The organism is Pseudomonas sp. B12(2026), from assembly GCF_057767015.1.
In genome coordinates this window covers 5,524,623-5,544,953 of record NZ_CM173430.1, presented here as the reverse complement: position 1 = coordinate 5,544,953, position 20,331 = coordinate 5,524,623, and the positions used below count along the sequence as shown (strand labels likewise).

The 20,331-nt window shown below is 67.0% G+C and carries 19 protein-coding genes; 12 read left to right on the top strand and 7 right to left on the bottom strand.

All coding sequences use genetic code 11. The features are described 5' to 3' along the window. Positions 1–52 precede the first annotated feature (52 nt). From AC3B6A_RS25730 to AC3B6A_RS25715, 4 genes are all read left to right on the top strand, one after another. Positions 53–1,978, top strand: a complete 1,926-nt coding sequence (locus AC3B6A_RS25730; RefSeq protein WP_488399923.1) for a RecQ family ATP-dependent DNA helicase — start codon at positions 53–55, stop codon at positions 1,976–1,978. 109 nt (positions 1,979–2,087) lie between these two features. Further along, positions 2,088–3,587, top strand: coding sequence for a flavin-containing monooxygenase (locus AC3B6A_RS25725; protein ID WP_488399922.1), 1,500 nt, complete (start codon positions 2,088–2,090; stop codon positions 3,585–3,587). A gap of 133 nt (positions 3,588–3,720) precedes the next feature. Further along, positions 3,721–4,323, top strand: coding sequence for a nitroreductase family protein (locus AC3B6A_RS25720; RefSeq protein WP_488399921.1), 603 nt, complete (start codon positions 3,721–3,723; stop codon positions 4,321–4,323). A gap of 176 nt (positions 4,324–4,499) precedes the next feature. Further along, complete coding sequence (locus tag AC3B6A_RS25715) at positions 4,500–4,718, top strand: hypothetical protein (RefSeq protein WP_488399920.1); 219 nt, start codon at positions 4,500–4,502, stop codon at positions 4,716–4,718. Here the strand turns inward: AC3B6A_RS25715 and AC3B6A_RS25710 are convergent. After that, positions 4,715–6,034, bottom strand: a complete 1,320-nt coding sequence (locus AC3B6A_RS25710; protein WP_488399919.1) for a sigma-54 interaction domain-containing protein — start codon at positions 6,032–6,034, stop codon at positions 4,715–4,717. The two genes, AC3B6A_RS25715 and AC3B6A_RS25710, sit on opposite strands and share 4 nt — an antisense overlap. On the opposite strand from AC3B6A_RS25710, the gene AC3B6A_RS25705 reads away from it, so the two are divergent. The 5 genes from AC3B6A_RS25705 (at position 6,033) to cydX (ending at position 9,499) form a co-directional block, all read left to right on the top strand. Continuing rightward, on the top strand, positions 6,033–6,323 hold the full coding sequence (locus AC3B6A_RS25705) for a hypothetical protein (protein ID WP_488403757.1): 291 nt from the start codon (positions 6,033–6,035) through the stop codon (positions 6,321–6,323). The genes AC3B6A_RS25710 and AC3B6A_RS25705 overlap by 2 nt on opposite strands. Beyond that, complete coding sequence (locus AC3B6A_RS25700; RefSeq protein WP_488403718.1) at positions 6,292–6,414, top strand: hypothetical protein; 123 nt, start codon at positions 6,292–6,294, stop codon at positions 6,412–6,414. The genes AC3B6A_RS25705 and AC3B6A_RS25700 overlap by 32 nt, the downstream gene beginning before the upstream one ends. A gap of 25 nt (positions 6,415–6,439) precedes the next feature. Beyond that, positions 6,440–8,026, top strand: coding sequence for a cytochrome ubiquinol oxidase subunit I (locus AC3B6A_RS25695; protein WP_488399918.1), 1,587 nt, complete (start codon positions 6,440–6,442; stop codon positions 8,024–8,026). Positions 8,027–8,041: 15 nt separating this feature from the next. After that, positions 8,042–9,178 carry a cytochrome d ubiquinol oxidase subunit II gene (cydB, locus tag AC3B6A_RS25690; RefSeq protein ID WP_488399917.1) on the top strand — a complete coding sequence of 379 codons (1,137 nt, stop codon included), beginning with the start codon at positions 8,042–8,044 and terminating at the stop codon, positions 9,176–9,178. Positions 9,179–9,391: 213 nt separating this feature from the next. After that, the gene (gene cydX / locus AC3B6A_RS25685) at positions 9,392–9,499 is read left to right on the top strand and encodes a cytochrome bd-I oxidase subunit CydX (protein ID WP_488399916.1); all 108 of its coding nucleotides are present in this window, start codon (positions 9,392–9,394) and stop codon (positions 9,497–9,499) included. A 54-nt stretch (positions 9,500–9,553) separates the two neighbouring features. On the opposite strand, the gene AC3B6A_RS25680 is transcribed toward cydX, so the two are convergent. The 3 genes from AC3B6A_RS25680 to AC3B6A_RS25670 are packed head-to-tail and all read right to left on the bottom strand — an operon-like array spanning position 9,554 to position 12,185. Next, positions 9,554–10,066 carry a dihydrofolate reductase gene (locus AC3B6A_RS25680; protein WP_488399915.1) on the bottom strand — a complete coding sequence of 171 codons (513 nt, stop codon included), beginning with the start codon at positions 10,064–10,066 and terminating at the stop codon, positions 9,554–9,556. Between the two features lie 20 nt (positions 10,067–10,086). Then, positions 10,087–11,154, bottom strand: coding sequence for a hypothetical protein (locus AC3B6A_RS25675; RefSeq protein WP_488399914.1), 1,068 nt, complete (start codon positions 11,152–11,154; stop codon positions 10,087–10,089). Next, positions 11,151–12,185: a hypothetical protein gene (locus AC3B6A_RS25670; protein WP_488399913.1), complete on the bottom strand. Its 1,035-nt coding sequence runs from the start codon at positions 12,183–12,185 to the stop codon at positions 11,151–11,153. The genes AC3B6A_RS25675 and AC3B6A_RS25670 overlap by 4 nt, the downstream gene beginning before the upstream one ends. Before the next feature lie 165 nt (positions 12,186–12,350). Here AC3B6A_RS25670 and AC3B6A_RS25665 point away from each other — a divergent pair, with 165 nt between their 5' ends. Together AC3B6A_RS25665 and AC3B6A_RS25660 are read left to right on the top strand one after the other, a co-directional pair. After that, positions 12,351–13,736, top strand: a complete 1,386-nt coding sequence (locus AC3B6A_RS25665; RefSeq protein WP_488399912.1) for a DUF2868 domain-containing protein — start codon at positions 12,351–12,353, stop codon at positions 13,734–13,736. Continuing rightward, complete coding sequence (locus AC3B6A_RS25660) at positions 13,729–15,102, top strand: GTPase/DUF3482 domain-containing protein (RefSeq protein WP_488399911.1); 1,374 nt, start codon at positions 13,729–13,731, stop codon at positions 15,100–15,102. The genes AC3B6A_RS25665 and AC3B6A_RS25660 overlap by 8 nt, the downstream gene beginning before the upstream one ends. 495 nt (positions 15,103–15,597) lie before the next feature. On the opposite strand, the gene AC3B6A_RS25655 is transcribed toward AC3B6A_RS25660, so the two are convergent. Both AC3B6A_RS25655 and AC3B6A_RS25650 read right to left on the bottom strand, forming a co-directional pair. Continuing rightward, positions 15,598–16,065: a metallophosphoesterase family protein gene (locus AC3B6A_RS25655; RefSeq protein ID WP_488399910.1), complete on the bottom strand. Its 468-nt coding sequence runs from the start codon at positions 16,063–16,065 to the stop codon at positions 15,598–15,600. 49 nt (positions 16,066–16,114) lie between these two features. Further along, a complete protein-coding gene (locus tag AC3B6A_RS25650; RefSeq protein ID WP_488399909.1) occupies positions 16,115–17,509 on the bottom strand; it encodes a nucleobase:cation symporter-2 family protein in 1,395 nt (464 codons plus the stop codon). A 521-nt stretch (positions 17,510–18,030) separates the two neighbouring features. Between AC3B6A_RS25650 and AC3B6A_RS25645 the strand changes: the two genes are divergently transcribed. Further along, positions 18,031–19,221 carry a Fic family protein gene (locus AC3B6A_RS25645; RefSeq protein ID WP_488399908.1) on the top strand — a complete coding sequence of 397 codons (1,191 nt, stop codon included), beginning with the start codon at positions 18,031–18,033 and terminating at the stop codon, positions 19,219–19,221. Positions 19,222–19,426: 205 nt separating this feature from the next. Here AC3B6A_RS25645 and AC3B6A_RS25640 read toward each other — a convergent pair whose 3' ends face one another. Continuing rightward, positions 19,427–20,323 (bottom strand): LysR family transcriptional regulator, encoded by an 897-nt coding sequence (locus AC3B6A_RS25640; protein WP_488399907.1) that lies wholly within the window; start codon positions 20,321–20,323, stop codon positions 19,427–19,429. Positions 20,324–20,331: the final 8 nt, after the last annotated feature.

The following is a 20,331-nucleotide window of genomic DNA, read 5'->3' as shown; positions in this document are numbered from 1 at the left end:
GGACACTCATAGGCTCAAGGGTCCGTCCACGACAGGCAAGGGAGATACCCGCATGCTCGACACCCTCGAACGCGTCTTCGGTTTCCGCCAGTTCCGCCCCGGCCAGGAGGCGGCGGTCAGCGCCGTGCTGGCCGGACGCCCGGCGGCGGCGATCTTCCCCACCGGCTCGGGCAAGTCGCTGTGCTACCAGCTGCCGGCGCTGCTGCTGCCGCACCTGACCCTGGTGGTCTCGCCGCTGCTGGCGCTGATGCAGGACCAGCTCGCCTTCCTCGCCCGCCACGGCATCGCCGCCGCCAGCATCGATTCGGTGCAGAGCCGCGAACAGGTCGCGCAGAGCATGGCGCGGGCGCGCAGCGGCGAGCTGAAGGTGCTGATGATTTCCGTCGAACGCCTGAAGAACGAGCGCTTCCGCAATTTCATCAGCGAGGTGCCGATTTCCCTGCTGGTGGTGGACGAGGCGCACTGCATCTCCGAGTGGGGCCACAACTTCCGCCCCGACTATCTCAAGCTGCCGGACTACCAGAAGCAGTTCTGCATCCCCCAGGTGCTGCTGCTCACCGCCACGGCCACGCCGGCGGTGATCGCCGACATGCGCGCCAAGTTCGGCATCGCCGAGACCGACGTGATCACCACCGGCTTCTACCGCGCCAACCTCGACCTGCAGGTCGAGCCGGTCTCCAGCGCCGACCGTCGCGCGCGGCTGGTGGAATGGCTGCAGGCCCGCGCCGGGCAGCCGACCATCGTCTACGTCACCCAGCAGAAGACCGCCGAGGAGATCGCCGCGCACCTGGCCGGGCGTGGCATTCCCGCCTGCGCCTACCACGCCGGGATGGAGCACCTGGAACGCGAAAGCATCCAGCGCTGCTTCATGGACGGCGCGCTGAACTGCATCGTCGCCACCATCGCCTTCGGCATGGGCATCGACAAGAGCGATATCCGCCAGGTGGTGCACTACGACCTGCCCAAGTCGCTGGAGAACTACAGCCAGGAAATCGGCCGCGCCGGGCGCGACGGCCAGCGCTCGGAATGCCTGGTGCTGGCCAACCGCGACAGCCTCAACGTGCTGGAGAACTTCGTCTACGGCGACACCCCCGAGCGCGAGGGCATCCGCAACGTGCTGGAGGAAATCGCCCAGGCGCCGAACGGCCAGTGGGAGCTGATGCTGACCGCGCTGTCGGACCAGTCGAACATCCGCCAGCTGCCGCTGAAGACGCTGCTGGTGCAGCTGGAGCTGCGCGGCATCATCGCCCCGCGTTTCGCCTATTTCGCCGAATATCGCTACAAACTGCTCATCGATTCCGCCGAGCTGCTGGGGCGTTTCGAGGGCGAGCGGCGGCAGTTCGTCGAGGCCATCCTCAACACCTCGGCCCGCGCGCGGCTGTGGGCCACCCTGGATTTCGACACCCTCTACAGCCGCCACGGCGCCGAGCGCGCGCGGGTGGTGAAGGCGCTGGACTACTTCCAGGAACGCGGCTGGATCGAGCTGGAAAGCAAGCAGATGACCGAGGTCTATGCGGTGCGCGATGCGGCCTTCGATGTGGATAAGCTGAGCGAAGAGCTGCACCGCTACTTCAAGCGCCACGAGCAGAGCGAAATCGCCCGCATCGGCGCCATGCTCGACCTGCTGGCCAGCGCGGACTGCCTGAGCGGGCGCCTCGCCCGGTATTTCGGCGACCAGCAGGCGCCGCGGCAGTGCGGGCACTGCTCGGTGTGCGCCGGCCGCGTCGCCCACCTGCCGGAGCCACCGGCGCTGCCGCCACTGGACGGCCAATCGCTGCCCAACCGCTGCGCCGCCTTCCTGGAGAAATACCGCGCCGCCCGTGGCGCCGCGCCCAGCGCCGACTGCGTGACGCGCTTCCTCTGCGGCATCAGCGTGCCGGTCTTCGCCCGCCTGCGGGCGCGCACGCTGCCCGGCTACGCGACGCTGGAGGATTACCCCTACGCCCGGGTGCGCGACTGGGTGCAGGCCCAGCTGTAACGGCGCCGCGCACGACTAAAGGTCGGCGTGGCGCCGGGGCTGCCTTGTAGGGTGTGGGGAAGCATTCCCGCCTAGACTCATCAGGGCGTTGCAGCAAGGAGCCCCGCGCATGTCCGTCGAGCATCTGGATGTACTGATCATCGGCGCCGGCCTGTCCGGCATCGGCGCCGCCTGCCACCTGCAGAAGCAGTGCCCCGGCAAGTCCTACGCCATCCTCGAAGGCCGCGAGGCGATGGGCGGCACCTGGGACCTGTTCCGCTACCCCGGCATCCGCTCCGACTCGGACATGTACACCCTGGGCTACAACTTCAAGCCCTGGACCGATCCCAAGGCCATCGCCGACGGTCCGTCGATCCTCCGCTACATCCGCGAGACCGCCCGCGAATACCGCGTCGAGGACAAGGTCCGCTACCGCCACCGCGTGCTCAAGGCCGACTGGGACAGCGCCAGCGCGCGCTGGAACCTCAGCGTGCAGCGCGGCGACGAGGCCGAGCCGCTGCGCATGAGCGCGCAGTTCCTCTTCATGTGCACCGGCTACTACCGCTACGACGCCGGCTACACCCCGGACTTCGCCGGGCGCGAGCGCTTCGCCGGGCAGATCATCCACCCGCAGCTGTGGCCCGAGGACTTCGACTACAGCGGCAAGCGCATCGTGGTGATCGGCAGCGGCGCCACCGCCGTCACGCTGATCCCCTCGCTGACCGACAAGGCCGCCCACGTCACCATGCTGCAGCGCTCGCCGTCCTACGTGATCAACCTGCCGGAGAAGGACCCGATCTCCAACTTCCTGCGGCGCTTCCTGCCGGATAAGTGGGTCTACCGCCTGGCGCGGGCGCGCAATGTGACCCTGCAGATGATCTTCTTCATGGCCTCCCGGGCCTTTCCCGGCGCGGTGCGCAAGTTCCTGCTGAAGATGGCCAGCCTGCAACTGGGCAAGGACTTCGACATGCGCCACTTCAGCCCGCGCTACAAACCGTGGGACGAGCGCGTGTGCTGCGTGCCCGACGGCGACCTGTTCAAGGCGCTGCGCCAGGGCCGCGCCTCGGTGGTCACCGAGCACATCGAGCGCTTCTGCGAGAAGGGCATCCTGCTGAAGTCCGGGCAGGTGCTGGAGGCGGACGTGATCGTCACCGCCACCGGCCTGGACCTGGTGATGTTCGGCGGCGCCGAGCTGGCCGTCGACGGCGCGCCCTTCGACGTGACGAAAAGCATGGGCTACCGCGGCATCATGCTGCGCGACCTGCCCAACCTCGCCGCCATCGTCGGCTACACCAACGCCAGCTGGACGCTCAAGGCCGACCTTTCCAGCGAATACTTCTGCCGCCTGATCAACCACCTCGACGCCATCGGCATGCGCCAGTGCACGCCGCGCCAGAGCCACGGGCCGGTGAAGGAGGAGCCCTTCCTCAACCTCAACTCCGGCTACATCCGGCGCGCCGCCGGGCGCATGCCCAAGCAGGGCGACCGCACGCCGTGGAAGCTCTACCAGAACTACGCGCTGGACCTCGCGCTGCTGCGCTTCGGCAAGGTCGAGGACGGCTACCTGACCTTCACCTCGCCCAAGCAGCGCCAGGCCCCGCCAGCGCCGGCCGGAGCGCTGGAGGGCTGATCCCTCGCGGGCGTGCGCCCGCGCCATTCCATCGAAATGCTGGATGAACACTATCGATACGCCGTTCTATAACGGGCCTTCCGCTCGGCTTACCATGCGCGCCTTTTCGCCCATGCATGCCAGAGGAAATTCCATGCATATCGATGACGCCATCCGCAGCCGCCGTTCCATCCGTGGTTTCGACACCTCCTACGTGATGAGCCGGGAGGAGAAGGACGAGCTGCTGCAACAGGCGCTGCTCGCCCCCACTTCCTTCAACCTGCAGCACGTGCGCCTGGTGGACGTCAGCGACCCGCAGCTGCGCGCGCACATCCGCGAGGTGGGCTGGGACCAGGCGCAGATGACCGAAGCCTCGATGCTGGTGGTGGTCTGCGCGCAGGTCGACAGCTGGGAGCGCAACGCCAAGCGCGTGTGGGACGGCGCCCCGGCCGAAGTGCAGGACTTCATGGTCGGCGCCATCGACGGCTACTACCGCGACAAGCCGCAGACCCAGCGCGACGAAGCCATGCGCAGCTGCGGCCTGGTGGCCCAGACCCTGATGCTCGCCGCCCGTGGCCGCGGCCTGGACAGCGTGCCGATGGTCGGCTTCGACTTCGACGCCGTGGGTAAGCTGATCAACCTGCCGGCCAACCACGTGATCGGCCTGATGATCGCGGTCGGCAAGCAGGCCGTCGAGGCCAGGCCGCGCATCGGCCGGCTGCCGGCGGACGAGACGATCCTCCGCGATCGCTTCTGATTCCCACGAAAAACGCGCCTCCGGGCGCGTTTTTCGTTTTCCGCTTTTCGTAGGAGCGAGCTTGCTCGCGAACCGCCCGGCACTGGTGTGCCGGGTCGAATCTGTTCGCGAGCAAACTCGGGCCTATAGGTTTGGCCATTGGCGCGCGGCCGGAGCTCGCCGGGTTGGCGGAAACCGTGCATCAGCGCCCGCTGGAGTGGCGCAGCCTCACCAGCGAGATGATCGCCGCCTGCCACCGCGACCCGCAGAAAATCGGTGCCACCTCGGTGGACTTCCTACAGTACTGCTACGCGCTGCTCAGCGGCCGGTGGCTACAGGCGGCGTGCGAGGGTGATGCGGACCTCTACTGCGCCGAGTTCTATCTGAAGCGCATCCAGCCGCGCGCCGGGGCTTAGTCCGTCGTCTTGTTCAGCTTGCGATACAGGGTACGGGGGCTGACCCCGAGAATGCGCGCCGCTGCATTCACCTCGCCGCCGACCTTCGGCATCAGCCAGGCCAGGTAGCGCGATTCCAGGGTTTCCAGGTCCACCCGTTCGCCCAGCTGGAAATATTCGCCGCTGGGCACTGGGCTGGATGGGCTGCATTGCGCTTCGTTCTGGAAGTCGACGAGGGTGATTTCGCCGCCGTCGGCCATCAGGCTGGCGCGTTCGATCAGATTGCGCAGTTCGCGGATATTGCCCAGGTAGCGTCGCCCGGCCAGCCAGGCCAGGGCTTCGGCGCTGATGCTGCGATTCTTGTGGCGATCCACACGCTTGAGCAGGGAGCGGGCCAGCAGGGGGATGTCGCTGGCCCGTTCGTGCAGCGACGGAGTGTGGATGGGGAAGGTGTTGATACGGTGATAGAGGTCGCGGCGGAAACTCTCCGCTTCGACCATCTCATCGAGTGCCCGGTGGGTGGCGCTGACCAGGCGAAAGTCGGCATGCAGGGTTTCGAGACCGCCGACGCGGCGGAAGGTGGCGGTCTCCAGCAGGCGCAGGAGTTTCACCTGTAGCGACAGTGGCAGCTCGCCGATCTCATCGAGGAACAGGGTACCGCCCGAGGCGGCTTCCACCAGGCCATGCTTGCGGTGGTTGGCGCCCGTGAAGGCGCCTTTTTCGTAGCCGAACAGTTCGCTTTCGAAGAGGCTCTCCGTCAGGCCACCGCAGTCCACGGTGACGAACGGCCCGTCACGGCGTTCACTGGCCTCGTGGATCGCCTGGGCCACCAGCTCCTTGCCGGTGCCCGTCTCTCCCAGCAGCAGGACCGAGGCGTCGGAAGCGGCGACGCGCTGAATGCGTTCGAGCATCTTCCTGAAGCTTGGCGCGCGTCCGACCAGGCCGCGCGCGGCTTCCTGGCTGCTGGCCTGGCGCAGTACGCGCATGGTTTCGACGAAATAGCGAATCTGCCCCTTGCTGTCGGGGATCGGCACCATCTCCACGGCCACGTGTTCCTCGCCGCGCGGCGTGTGGTGCAGGTGCAGGACTTTCTCCGGCGTGCCCTTCTTCCGGCAGCGTCCCAGCGGACAGGCTTCGCCTGCCTGGTCGCACGGTACGGTGAAGTGGTGCGAGACCTCGTAGCAGGTGCGCCCAATCAGCGCTCCGCCGGAGGAAAACTCATCCAGGTAGGCGCGGTTGGCGGCGACGATGCGGTAGTCGCGATCCATGATGATGCGCGGTTCGGGCAGGCAGTCGAGGAAGGCGACCAGCTCGCCCAGGGCGGCATTCGAGGTCATGACGGAACCTCTGACAAAATTGTCGGAAGATTTTGCCATATATGGCGAGAAAGACGGGATTATCCCTTGGTTGCGTCTTGGAATTTTTATTATCTATTTGAAATATAAGAATATTTATAAGTTTCAGGTTGATGGCACGTCTCTTGTAATGACTTGTTCAGAAGTAGGAACCCTGGTTGTCCGAGATGAAGGCACTCCGTCCATCCACGTCATCGCTGGCTTGCAAGCTGGCCCTGGCCATCATCCTGAAAACACTGTTGCTCGGTTTGCTCTGGTGGGCGTTCTTTGACCAGCCCAGGCTGGCGCAGGACGTTCAGACGATTTCCGCGGGTCTGCTTGACAGGGTTCCTGCTTCTTCCTTCCCCGCCCTTTCGCAGTAACGCCCCTGCAAGGAGTCTCGCGCAGATGCTCAGCGACCATCTGGTGGATCTGTCACGGCTGCAATTCGCCGTGACGGCTATGTACCACTTCCTATTCGTCCCGCTCACCCTGGGCCTGACTTTCCTGCTGGTGATCATGGAGACCAGCTATGTCCTCACCGGACGCGAGGTCTACAAGGACATGACCCAGTTCTGGGGCAAGCTGTTCGGTATCAACTTCGCCCTGGGCGTCACCACCGGCATCACCATGGAGTTCCAGTTCGGCACCAACTGGGCGTACTACTCCCACTACGTCGGTGACATCTTCGGCGCGCCCCTGGCCATCGAGGGCCTGATGGCGTTCTTCCTCGAGTCGACCTTCATCGGCCTGTTCTTCTTCGGCTGGGAGCGCCTGTCGACACGGCAGCATCTGCTGGTCACTTTCCTGATGGCCATCGGCTCGAACCTATCGGCGCTGTGGATTCTCATCGCCAACGGCTGGATGCAGGATCCGGTCGGCGCCGAGTTCAGCTACCAGACCATGCGTATGGAGCTGACCGATTTCTGGGCGATGGTGTTCAACCCCACGGCCCAGGCCAAGTTCGTGCATACGGTCTCCGCCGGCTACGTGACTGCTTCGGTGTTCGTCCTGGCGATTTCCAGTTTCTACCTGCTGCGCGGGCGCGACGTGGATTTTGCCAAGCGCTCGTTCCGTATCGCCGCAGCGTTCGGTTTTGCCTCGGCCTGCTCGGTGATCGTTCTTGGCGACGAATCCGGCTATACCGTCACCGCTTCGCAGCAGACCAAGCTGGCGGCTATCGAAGGCATGTGGGAAACCCACCCGGCACCAGCACCCTTCACGCTGTTCGCCATACCCGACGACGAGGCGCGTGCCAACCACTATGCCCTTCAGGTTCCCTGGCTCATGGGGTTGATCGGCACCCGTTCGCTGAGTACGCAGATTCCGGGCATCCACGACATTCAGGCGCAGAACCGCGCGCGCGTGCTCTCCGGTATCCAGGCCGTGCGGGCGCTGGAAGTGTTGCGAAAGCGTGACGCCGACCCGGCTGCGCATGCTGAGGCCCGGGCTGCATTTGATGCGCACAAGGCCGATCTCGGTTTCGGCCTGTTGTTGAAGAAGTACATCCAGGATGTCGGCCAGGCCACGCCGCAGATGATCGACCAGGCTGCGCGCGACACCATTCCCAGGGTCTTCCCGTTGTTCTGGGCATTCCGTGGCATGGTCGCCCTGGGCGTGGGCTTCTTCGCTCTATTTGCCTGCGCGCTGTACTTCAGCCTGAAGGACAGCTTTGCCGACAAGCGCTGGTTGTTGCGCTGGGCGGTGCTCTTCCTGCCGACACCCTGGCTGGCCAGCGAACTGGGCTGGTTCGTCGCCGAGTATGGCCGCCAGCCGTGGACCATATATGGCGTGCTGCCGACGCACCTCTCGGTGTCCAGCCTGACCCCGGCCAGCCTGTACGGCTCGCTGGCCGGCTTCATCGGCTTCTACAGCTTGCTGCTGGTGGTGGAAATGTACCTGATGATCCGCTTTGCCCGACTAGGCCCCGCCAGCCTGGGCACTGGCCGCTACAGCGGCGAACGGACCGACACCGTCCTGCCGGCCAACGGCTGAACCGAGGAAGCGAACATGATCGACTACATCACTCTGAAACTGATCTGGTGGGCGCTGGTGGGCGTCCTGCTGATCGGCTTCGCCATCATGGACGGCCATGACATGGGCGTGGGTACCCTGTTGCCCTTCGTCGGTCGCTCCGACGCCGAGCGGCGGGTGGCGATCAACACCGTGGGGCCGCACTGGGACGGCAACCAGGTCTGGTTCATCACGGCGGGTGGTGCCATCTTCGCTGCCTGGCCGCTGGTCTATGCCACTGCTTTCTCGGGCTTCTACTGGGCCATGCTGGCGGTGCTCTGGGCGTTGTTCTTCCGCCCGGTGGGGTTCGACTATCGCTCGAAGATCGCCAATCCGCGCTGGCGTCAGACCTGGGACTGGGGCCTGTTCGTCGGCGGTGCCGTGCCGCCGCTGATCTTCGGCGTGGCCTTTGGCAACCTGTTGCAGGGTGTGCCCTTCCATTTCGACGAAAGCCTGCGGCCGTTCTACACCGGCAGCTTCTGGGGTCTGCTCAATCCCTTCGCGCTGCTCTGTGGCCTGGTCAGTACGGCGATGATCAGCACCCATGGTGCGCACTATCTGATGTTGCGTACCGACGGCGAGGTATTCCGCCGTGCCAGGCTCGCGGCAATCGGCTTTGCGCCACTGTGCCTGCTGTGCTTCGTCGCTGCCGGTTTCTGGGTCGCCCGCCTGCCGGGCCAGGTGATCGTCGCTGGCGCCGACCCGGCCGCGCTGCCTGACCCGTTGGCGAAGAGCGTAATGCTGGTGGCCGGTGGCTGGATGCGCAACTTCGAGCACTGGCCGCTGCTGTGGTGCGTTCCGCTTCTGGGTTGCCTGTGCCTGCTGCTTGGCCTGCTGCTGGCGCTGCTCAGGCGCCCGGGGCTGGCTTTCATCGCATCGTCCCTGTCGATGACCGGCATCATCGCCACCGCGGGCGTCGCCCTGTTCCCCTTCGTGATGCCCTCGTCCACCCACCTGAACTCCGGGCTGACCGTGTGGGATGCGGTGTCCTCGCGCCTGACCCTGCAGGTGATGCTGGTGGCGACGCTGATCTTCATGCCGCTGATCGTCATCTACACCAGCTGGGCCTACAAGGTCATGGCCGGCAAGGTGACCCTGGCGTTCATCCGTGAAAACGACAAGAAAGCCTACTGAGGAGGTTCGCCATGGCCCTTATCGCTATCGCTTGCCAGAACGCGGCGGCCGTTGCTGCGCACGCCGGACGTTGCCGTCGCTCCATGCTCTCAGGTCGCTACGGCCACCGGGTGCCGGATGAGATCGTGCAGCACTGCCTCGGTGGCGCACCTGCTTCGCTGGAGGCGCGGACCAGCCGTTGCCTGTGTGGACAACCGGACTAGAGGACAGATCATGTGGTATTTCGCTTGGATTCTCGGACTGGGCCTGGCGCTGCTGTTGTCGGTGCTCAATACCCTGTATTGCGACGCCAGAGAGTCGAACGACGAGCCGTTCCGCTAGCTCCTGTGCGAGCCGGCTGGGGTGCGTCCCGCGTCCCAGTGTCGGACCGTGAAGTCAGACCCGCTCCCACACCTCGAACGCATACGCCGGCGTCTCGCCTTCCGCCTCGTGCTCGATGCTCGACGCCAGGTGCCACTGGCGCTCGTTGACCTCGGGGAAATGCGCATCGCCGGCCGGGCTCAGGCCGACGCGGGTCAGGTACAGCCGCTCGGCGCGCTGCAGCGCTTCGCCGTAGAGCTGCGCGCCGCCGATCAGCATCAGTTCCTCGGCGTCCTCTTCCTTCGCCCACTGCGCGGCGCGTTCCAGCGCGGCGTCGAGGCTGGTGAAGACTTCAGCGCCCTCCAGCTTCAGGCCCTGCTGGCGGGTGACCACGATGTTCAGCCGGCCCGGCAGCGGGCGGCCGAGGGAGTCCCAGGTCTTGCGGCCCATGATCACCGGCTTGCCCAGGGTCATGGCCTTGAAGTGCTTGAGGTCCTGCGGCAGGTGCCAGGGCAGGCGGTTGTCGACGCCGATCACGCGGTTCTCGGCAAGGGCGGCGATCATCGCCAGGGGCAGGGCTTGGGACATCGTGGCTCCAGGGGTGAACATCAGCGGGAACTCCCGTTGCCAGAGGATACCAGCCGCTCGCCCGCGGCGGGGCCGGGCGACGGCGGAACGCGCATGAAGAAGGTGCCGTCCTCGTTGACCTGGGTGATGCCGGTGGCCAGCACCCTGCGATAGTCCTTGAGGTTGAAGGCCAGCGTCTGCTCCGGGCGCTCGGCCTTGAGCAGCACCTGGGCGTAGGTGATGAGGATCTCGAAGATCTTCAGGTCGCCCGATTGCAGCCAGATGTACGACGGCCCGGCCTGGCGCGGCGGCTCGAAGGCCAGCGCGGCGGCGCCCGGTTCCGGCGCGAATTTCAGGTGCAGGCCGCTGGCGTCCAGCCAGCTGGATTCGACGCGCCCGCCGATGCCCACCAGCGGGAAGACCTTGTGGTAGTCCAGGTGCATCACGTTGCCCCGCAGCAGCGCGCCGGGGCGCTCCAGCGTCACCAGCGAATCCAGGTGCAGGCCCACCAGGCCCATGGCGCCGTAGCTGGGCACGCCGAGCACCTTCACGCTGTCGGGCCGGTAGTCGAGGCTGTCGCCGTTCAGCGTCAGCGTGCCGGACAGCCGCAGCGGCAGCCACGGCCCGACACCCAGCGGCTGCACCTCGCCGGCCACCAGCAGGCGGTCGCCTTCCACGCTCAGGACGAAGTTGCGCAGCATGCTGTCCGGGTAGGCGAGGATGTGCTGGTTGAACAGGCTGGCCAGTTGCGCGGGATCGAGGATCACCTCGCCCTCGGAGACTTCGATGCGCATGTCCTGCGGGCGGTCGAAATCCACCGGCTCGCCGGCCCTGAGCGGCACCAGCCAGCCCTTGAGCCGCGGGCTGTGGAAGCCGATATCGCCCTGGAAGTACATGTCCACGTCGTTGAGCAGGATGCCCACGCCGTCCTGGCCGGAATCGCGCACGCCGCCAGGGCGCGTGGCCCGGTAATCGGCGGCCGGCGGCGTCTGCTGGAACCAGCCCTGGCGCAGCACGCCCAGTTCGCGCTGCTGCCTGTCGATGGCGCTCTCGGCGGCGGCGGTGCCGGCGAGAGCCAGGCAGAGCAGGGGGACGAGGAGGATTTTCATAGGGCTTTCTCCTCCGGCACGGGCGCCTTCACCGGCGCTTTTGTGGGAGAAACGGCGATATGCACCATGCCGTCCTCGCGCAGGCGGATTTCGCCGTACTGCAGCTGGCGGCGGTAGTCGTAGAGGTTGAACAGCAGCGGCGCGTCGGGGCTGAGGCTGGTGAACAGCGCGTAGGCCTTGACCAGAATGGTCCGCGTCATCTTGATATCGCCGCCCTCGATGAACATGTAGCTCTCCGGCGCCTTCAGCTGTGGCCACTCGAGGTCGGCCAACTCGCCGCCCAGCAGCAGGTCCATGCCACCGTCGGCGAGCTTCAGGCTGCGCACGCTGAAGTCCAGCCGTGGCGGCGGGAACAGCCCGTCGAGGTCGACCAGGATGCGGTTGCCGAGCAGCTGCATGTGCGCGGTGTGCAGCTGCAGCACCTCGGACATCTCGATGGACGCGGCGCTCAGCGACGGCGTGACATCCACCCCGTCGACGAAGATGCGCTGCGGCACCAGCGCCACCTTCAGCGGGCCGGCCTGCTCGATCCCGGTGAGCATCCGCAGCGGCCGCCAGCGGCCCTTGCGCAGCAGCTCGCCGCGGACTTCCTGGCCGTCCTTGCGGGTCTTGAGGGCGAGGTTGCGCACCGGCGCGCCGGCGTTGCGCAGCTCCTCGTTGAGCAGCGTGGCGAGGGTGGCGTCGGCGACGAAGATATCCCCGGCCTGGATGCGCGCGACCATGGATTTCGGGTCGTCGAGCATCAGTGGCGTGCCGGCGCCTGCCAGCGGGCTCATCCGGATCAGCATCCGGCGGATGAAGAAGCCGATGTCGTCGTGCAGGCGGAAGTCGGTGTGGCTGATCCACAGCTGCGAGGTGTTGCTGTCGGACTGCCGCGCGCGGACGCTGGCGTCCAGCACCCGCGGCGGCACGGCCCGCATCAGCGGGGTGTCCGGGCCCCAGTCGGAGGGGCGCACCGGGGGCGTTTCCACGGCCGCCGCGGTGGCGGCGGCCAGCAGCAGGGGCAAGGCACTGAGCATCGGGCGCAGCATGGCGAGGTCTCTTTATTTTTCTTGTCCGGCGAGTCTGAGGCCGTGGCGGCCCGCCGCGAGCCCCTCCTTGGTTGGGTTGGCGCCGCCGGGTGTTACCGGCGGTGCCGGGACGCCACCGCACGCAGCGGTTATGCTTTGCCCTCAGTACCGATTGTCGGAGAACCCGTGAGCGAAACTCCCGCTTCCGCCCTCGAATCCCTGTGGCTGTGCGAGGCCGTGCGCCTGCGCGAGGAACAGGTCGGTCCCCTGGAAGACAGCGAAGCCAACCGCCGCGCCGTCGTCGCCGGCGGCAATCTCGCCCGGCGCCTGCAGCACCGCGCGTTGCTGCTGGCCGAACGCGACGGCCAGCGCGCCGCCCTGCGCACCTGGGTGCAGGGCTCGCGCCTGGCGCTCTACCTGCTGCTGGCGCTGGCGCTGTTCACCGGCGGCGGACTGGCCATCGCCGCGCTGGGCGACGGCCTGCGCCCGGTGAACGTGTTCTGGGCCCTGGCCAGCCTGCTCGGCCTGCACCTGATTACCCTGCTCGGCTGGGCGCTGGCCTTCTGCGCCGGCGGCGAGGCGGCCGGCGCGCTCGGGCGTTTGTGGCTCTGGCTGAGTGGCAAGCTGGCCCGCGATGCCCAGGCCGCGCAGCTCGCACCGGCGCTGCTGGTGCTGCTGGATCGCCAGAAGCTGACCCGCTGGGCGCTCGGCCTGCTGGTCCACGGCCTGTGGTTGGTGGCGCTGGGCAGCGCGCTGGGCGTGATGCTCGCGTTGCTGGCGACGCGGCGCTACGGCTTCGTCTGGGAGACCACCATCCTCGGCGGTGACACCTTCATCGGCCTGACCCACGCTCTCGGCACGCTGCCCGCGCTGCTCGGCTTCCCGCAGCCGGACGCCGAGCTGGTGCGCGCCAGCGGCGATGCCCTGGTGGCCAGCGAAAACGCGCGCCACGCCTGGGCCGGCTGGCTGGTCGGCATCCTGCTGGTCTACGGCGTGCTGCTGCGCGGCGCGCTCTGGCTGCTCTGCCTGTGGCGCTGGAGGCGCGGCCGCGCGCAGCTGGCGCTGGACGTCTCGCTGCCCGGCTACGCCCTGCTGCGCGAGCGCCTGATGCCCGCCAGCGAGCGCCTGGGCGTCAACGACGCCGCGCCGGACGCGCTGCTCGAACCCCAGGCGCAGGCCCCGGCGGCCGCCGCCGAGGGCGCGCTGCTGGTCTCCATCGAGCTGTTCGACCGGCCCCACTGGCCACCGAAACTGCCGGCGAGCATCGCCAATGCCGGCGACCTGGACGACGGCGCCCAGCGCCGCCACCTGCTGGAGCAGCTGACCCGCTACCCGCCGGCGCGCCTGGCGATCGCCTGCGACCCGCGCCGCTCGCCGGATCGCGGCACCCTGGCGCTGATCGCCGAGCTCTCGCGCTGCGCCGCCGCCACGCGCATCTGGCTGCTGCAGGCGCCGCCGGGCGAAGCGCTGGACGCCGAGCGCCTGGGCGACTGGCACGCCGCCATCGAGCGCCTGCACCTGCCGCACACCTCGGCGTCGCCGCTGGGCTGGCTGGAGACCGGGCATGACTGATGCGCTGAAACTGGCCGTGGTCGGCCACACCAACGTCGGCAAGACCTCCCTGCTGCGCACCCTGACCCGCGACGTCGGCTTCGGCGAGGTCTCCCATCGCCCGAGCACCACGCGGCACGTGGAAGGCGCGCGGCTGTCGGTGGACGGCGAGCCGCTGCTGGAGCTCTACGACACCCCCGGCCTGGAGGACGCCATCGCCCTGCGCGACTTCCTCGACGGCCTGGAACGCCCCGGCGAACGCCTGGACGGCCCGGAGAAACTGCGCCGCTTCCTCGACGGCAGCGAGGCCCGTGGCCGCTTCGAGCAGGAGGCCAAGGTGCTGCGCCAGCTGCTCGCCTCCGACGCCGGCCTCTACGTGATCGACGCCCGCGAACCGGTGCTGGCCAAGTACCGCGACGAACTGGCGGTGCTCGCCGCCTGCGCCCGGCCGCTGCTGCCGGTGCTCAACTTCGTCGCCAGCCCGCAGCACCGCGAGGAGCAGTGGCGCGAGGCGCTGTCCCGCCTCGGCCTGCACGCGCTGGTGCGCTTCGACAGCGTGGCGCCGCCGCTGGACGGTGAACGGCGCCTGTACGAAAGCCTCGCGCTGCTGCTGGAGCGCGCGCGCCCGCAGCTGGACCGCCTGGTGGCCGACCACGAGGCCCAGACCCTGGCCCGCCGCGAAGCCGGCGCGCGGCTGATCGCCGAACTGCTGGTGGACGTCGCCGCCTGCCGCCAGCTGGTGCCCGCCGGCAACGCTGCCGTGCGCGCTGCCACCGAGACGCTGCGCGATCAGGTGCGCAAGCGCGAGGACAGCTGCGTGAAGGCGCTGCTCAGCCTCTACGCCTTCCGCAAGGACGACGCCCGCGCCGCCGACCTGCCGCTGCTGGATGGCCGCTGGGGCGACGACCTGTTCAACCCGGAAACCCTGCGCCAGCTGGGCATCCGTCTCGGCGGCGGCGTCGCGGCCGGCGCGGCGGCGGGCGCGGGGATCGACCTGCTGGTGGGCGGCATGACCCTCGGCGCGGCGACGGCGCTCGGCGCCATCGCCGGCGGCGCCTGGCAGACCGTCGGCCACTACGGCCAGCGCCTGCTGGGCAAGCTCAAGGGCAGCCGCGAACTGTCGGTGGACGACAGCGTCCTGCGCCTGCTGGCGCTGCGTCAGCGGCAACTGCTGGCGGCGCTGCAAAGCCGGGGGCATGCGGCGGTGGAAGCGATCCAGCTGCGCTCGCCGGAAGACCGGCAGTGGCGCGAGGGCAAGCTGCCCGAGACCCTGCGCAGGGCGCGGGCGCATCCGGAGTGGTCGAGCCTGAATGGCGGCAAGCGGGTCGAGAAGAACGAGCGGCAGGAGGCGGTGGCGCAGCTGGCGGCGCAATTGCTGGAACCATAATTGCGTGCCCTGCACGCCTTTCGCGGACAAGGTCCGCTCCTACAGGGAGTGGGGCGCTGCTTTCGTAGGAGCGGACCTTGTCCGCGAAACCGCCGATAGGCGGCGCTCGCACAAACCCAATCGCGGACCCGCCGTAGGATGGGTGGAGCTTGCGATACCCATCAGCCGAGCCTGCCGGAAAAACGATGGGTATCGCTTCGCTCCACGCCATCCTACGAAAAGCCGCGCGCCTGCAGGCGCGGACTCCGCCGCGATGTTCGCCCTTTCCCGTTGGCTCAGGTGGCGGGCTTTTGATCCCGTAGGAGCGGACCTTGTCCGCGAAACCGCCGATAGGCGGCGCTCGTGCAAACCCAATCGCGGACCCGCCGTAGGATGGGTGGAGCTTGCGATACCCATCAGCCGAGCCTGTCGGGAAAACGATGGGTATCGCTTCGCTCCACGCCATCCTACGAAAAGCCGCGCGCCCTGCAGGCGCGGACTCCGTCCGCGATGCGCCTAGACCAGCGAAACTCTCTCCACCACCGGCCGCCCCGCGCGAATCTCCAGAATCGCCAGCGCAACCGGCAACTTGAACCGCCTTGGCCCGGCGCTACCGGGATTCAGGTACAGCACCCCGTCGCGCACCTCGTTCAGCGGCTTGTGCGAATGCCCGGCCAGCACCACGTCGATGCCCTCGGCCGCCGGATCGATGGCCAACCGCTTGAGATCGTGGATCAGGTAAAGCCGCAGCCCGCCCAGCTCCAGCAGCAAGGTTTCCGGCAGCGCGCCGGCCCAGTCGTCGGTGTCGTTGTTGCCGCGCACCACCTCCAGCGGCGCCAGTTCGCGCAGGCGGTCGAGCAGCGATTGGGGGCCGATGTCGCCCAGGTGCAGGATGCGCTCGCAGCCTTGCAGCGCCGCCAGCGCTTCGGGGCGCAGCAGGCCGTGGGTGTCGGCGATGACGCCGATGCGCAGGGAAGTGTTCATGCCGGGAGCATAAACGACGACGCCACCCGGAGGTGGCGTCGTGGCGGGGTCAGGCGTTGTGCGAGGCCCTGGCGGCGTCGGACTCGGGCAGGAACCAGTTCAGCAGCAGCGCGCAGATGCCGCCGGTGGCGACGCCGGACTCCAGCACGTTGCGCAGCGCGCCGGGCATGTGCGCGAGGAACTCCGGCACCTGCGACACACCCAGGCCCAGCGCCAGGCTGACGGCGATGATCAGCAGGGCGCGGCGGTCCAGGTGGGTGCCGGCGAGGATGTTGATGCCCGAGGCGGCGACCGCGCCGAACATCACCATCACCGCGCCGCCGAGTACCGGCTCCGGCACGGCCTGGATGACCCCGGCGACGCTGGGGAACAGGCCCAGCACGACCAGCATCGCGGCGATCCACAGGCCAATGTGGCGGCTGGCCACGCCGGTCAGCTGGATCACCCCGTTGTTCTGCGCGAACACCGAGCTTGGGAAGGTGTTGAACAGGCCGGCCAGCAGCGAGTTGGCGCCGTTCACCAGCACGCCGCCCTTGATCCGCTGCATCCACAGCGGGCCTTCCACCGGCTGGCGGGAGATCTTGCTGGTGGCGGTGATGTCACCGATGGCTTCCAGCGAGGTCACCAGGTAGATCACCAGCATCGGGATGAACAGCGCCCAGGAGAAGCCCAGGCCGAAGTGCAGCGGCACCGGCACCTGGAAGGCCGGCGCTTCGTGCATGCCGGTGAAGTCCAGGCGGCCCAGGTAGCCGGCCAGCGCGTAGCCCACGGCCAGGGCGATGACGATGGCGCCGCTGCGCATCCACACCACCGGGATGCGGTTGAGGATGACGATGATCGCCAGCACCAGGCCGGACAGCATCAGGTTCTCGCCGTTGGCGAAGGTGCCGTTGCCCATCGCGGAGAAGCCGCCGCCCATGCTGATCAGGCCGACCTTGATCAGCGTGAGGCCGATCATCAGCACCACGATGCCGGTCACCAGCGGGGTGATCAGGCGCTTCACGAACGGCAGGATGCGCGACACGCCCATCTCCACGAAGGAGCCGGCCATCACCACGCCGAAGATCGCCGCCATCACCGCTTCCACCGGCGTGCCGTTCTTCACCATCAGCGCACCGCCGGCGATCAGCGGGCCGACGAAGTTGAAGCTGGTGCCCTGGACGATCAGCAGCCCGGCGCCGAACGGGCCGAAGCGCTTGCACTGGACGAAGGTGGCGATGCCGGAGATCACCAGCGACATCGATACGATCAGGTTGGTGTCGCGCGGCGACACGCCCAGCGCCTGGCAGATCAGCAGGCCGGGGGTGACGATCGGCACGATGATCGCCAGCAGGTGCTGCAGCGCGGCGAGCAGGGCGACGGGCAGGGACGGGCGGTCTTCCAGGCCGTAGACCAGGTCGGGCTGGTTCTTCTCGGCGAGGACGGGGGTTTCTTGGGAACTCATGGCGGCGGTCCGGGAAAAAGAGCGCGATTTTACGGGGATGTGACGCGATCGCACAGTGCCATGGGGCGGTTCGCCGCGGTTTGCGCGGGGGCGGGCTTTTCGCAGGAGCAACCGTCCCGAGGGCCCCGTAGGATGGCGTGGAGCGCAGCGATACCCATCGTCCGGGCATCGACCACCGCGCCGGCAAGGCCGGGTCGGCACCAACTACGCCTGATCAGCGCGTGAACGCGCGGTAGGGTGGAAGTCGATTTTCACTTCCACCATTGGCACCCGCGTGGAGGTCGAAGGTGGATCGGTGAGGCGTGATCCACCCTACAGGCTACACAAGCTTCTTGCGCGGAAGACGTGGCGAAAATACGGAAAAAGATATCCGCAAAAAAATCCGCAAATAGAAGCGAGATTTTCTACCAGGCTAGCCGCGTAACCCTTGATTCATGTGGTTTACAGAGGTAAACGTTTCCGCAAAAATTTCCGCAGAAAACCAGGCTATGCTGTCAGCCAAACGCCCGTAGAAGCCTCCGATGATCACATCCAAAAGCTATCTCGATCCCGTTCTGCCGGAGAACCTGCCTGACTCGATCATCCAGGCGGCAGACCAGTTGCCACGAAAGGCGGAATTCCTGGCCGGACGGCTGGCCGCGGAAACCAGCGATCAGCTGGCGGGCCTCTTGAGGCTTACCAACACCTACTACTCGAACCTGATCGAGGGGCATCGCACCGAGATTGCAGACCTTCAAGCTGCCCGTTCAGTAACCAAACGGACCAGAAAGCAGCTCACGGATCTCGCCGTCCATCACATGTATGTGCAGGAGTTTCTTGAGCGGTTATTGCGCAAACGCCCGCCAGAGAGCTTTGCGAGCCTCTTCGATCCAAACCTCATACGGATGATCCACTACGGACTGTTCAAGGACGCGACTGAGCAGGACCTCACCCTGGATGATGGTCGCCAGATGACTCCGGGAAGGCTGCGGGGCGAGGAGAATGAGCAGGTGCAGGTCGGCGCACACATAGCGCCGGCGGCGTCGGCTGTGCTTCCGATGCTCAAGCATCTGCAGGAGCACTTTGGCAGGATCAGGGACCCCAGGCGGCAACTGATTGCAGTGTTGGCGAACCATCACCGCTGTGCCCTGATCCACCCATTCCTGGATGGCAACGGGCGCGTTGTCCGCCTGCTCACCCATCTGCAACTGGTGCAGTTGGGCATGCGGCCCATCCTCTGGTCCCTTTCCCGTGGTCTGGCTCGCCGGCAGGAGGACTACTACCAGTTCCTGGCCTTGGCCGACAGACCGCGAGAGGGCGACTACGATGGTCGCGGCCAGCTTTCCCAGCACCACTACTTCAGCTTCATCGAATTCATGCTGGACGTCTGTCGTGATCAGATCGACTACATGACGCAATCGCTCAACCCGGCGGAGCTGCGCGAACGGCTCACCCATGCGTTCGCAACCGATCTTGAGCTGCGGCGAGCCGGGATCAGGCCGACAAGCGCGCCCGCGGTGCTCGCGCTTTTGACGCAAGGCTCGATGCCCCGGGCCGAGTTCAAGGTGTTTACTGGCTTGAAAGATCGCTTGGCAACCGAGGAACTGGGCCGCCTTATCGAAGCGGGGATTGTGATCAGCGAATCCCCTCGCTCTCGCTCTGTTAAGGCGGGTCTGCCGGCCCGCTTCGCTGGCCTGATCTTTCCCAACCTTCACTTCCAGATGGCCACATGAATTAGGCATCAGGGGGCAGTTGGGGACTCACCTTGCAAATCTAAGATCAGCTTTTGGCCGCTCCCTGCCTGCCGCGACCAGCAGAAATCGACCCAATGCGGAAATTCAGGCTTTCGGCTTGTTGGACTTTCTCAAATTCCGATCGAGATAAAGGCGCAAGCGAGTGTCTTCTTGAGCCGCGCATAACATCGAAGCCGTTGGCGGGCTACAGATCGATGCCGGTCAGAACACGCGTCGGGAACGCATTGCAGAGATACTCCACGAAGGCGCTGATCTTCGAGCTGACCAGGCGGCGGGAAGTATGCAGGACCCACAGTTCGATGGGGCGATCGAGCATGCGGCCCCAGACGACGAGGTCACGCCTGCCCACCGCGGTTTCCGCCAGCGACCTGGGAAGCAATGCCGCGCCCGCGCCCGCGATCACCGCATCACGTATCGAAAGCATCGACGACATGCGGATCTGCACGTCGGGCACGACGCTGTTCAGCGTGTCGCCATCCTGATAGCGCCACACGCCGCCGTCATATCTGCTTGCGTATACGACGGCGGGCACGGATGGCGCCTCCCCGCCGGGCGCAGCAGTCGGGCGCTTGAGCGAAGGCGCCGCGACCAGCAGCATTTCGTCCCGTGCGAAACAGCGTCCTACCAGTGTCGCATCGGGGCTCGGGTTGATGCGTATCACCACGTCGTAGCCGTCCTCCACCAGGTCCGTGACGCGGTCGTCGGCCGTGATCTCCAGACGCACGTCGGGATAGGCCCTGGCAAAGCCGGCCGCCAGGCGACCGAGCAGGGTGGACGAGAACAGCACGGGTGCGCTGACGCGCAACCGGCCGCGCGGCGTTGACAGGCCGGCGGCCGCCATTTCGCCGGCCTCGACAATTTCCCCCAGCGGGCCCTGGATGCGCTCCAGCAAAGCCTGCCCTTCCTCCGTCAGGCGCAGCGAGCGCGAACCGCGCTCAAGCAGCCGTATCCCGAGGCTGTGTTCCAGGTCCATGACCCGTCTGGACAAGGTGGCCTTGGGCCGTCCGCTGGCGCGGCTGGCTTTGCCAAAACCGCCTTGAGAGACGACCAGATGAAAATCAGCCAGCGCGGACAGGTCCATAAAGTGAT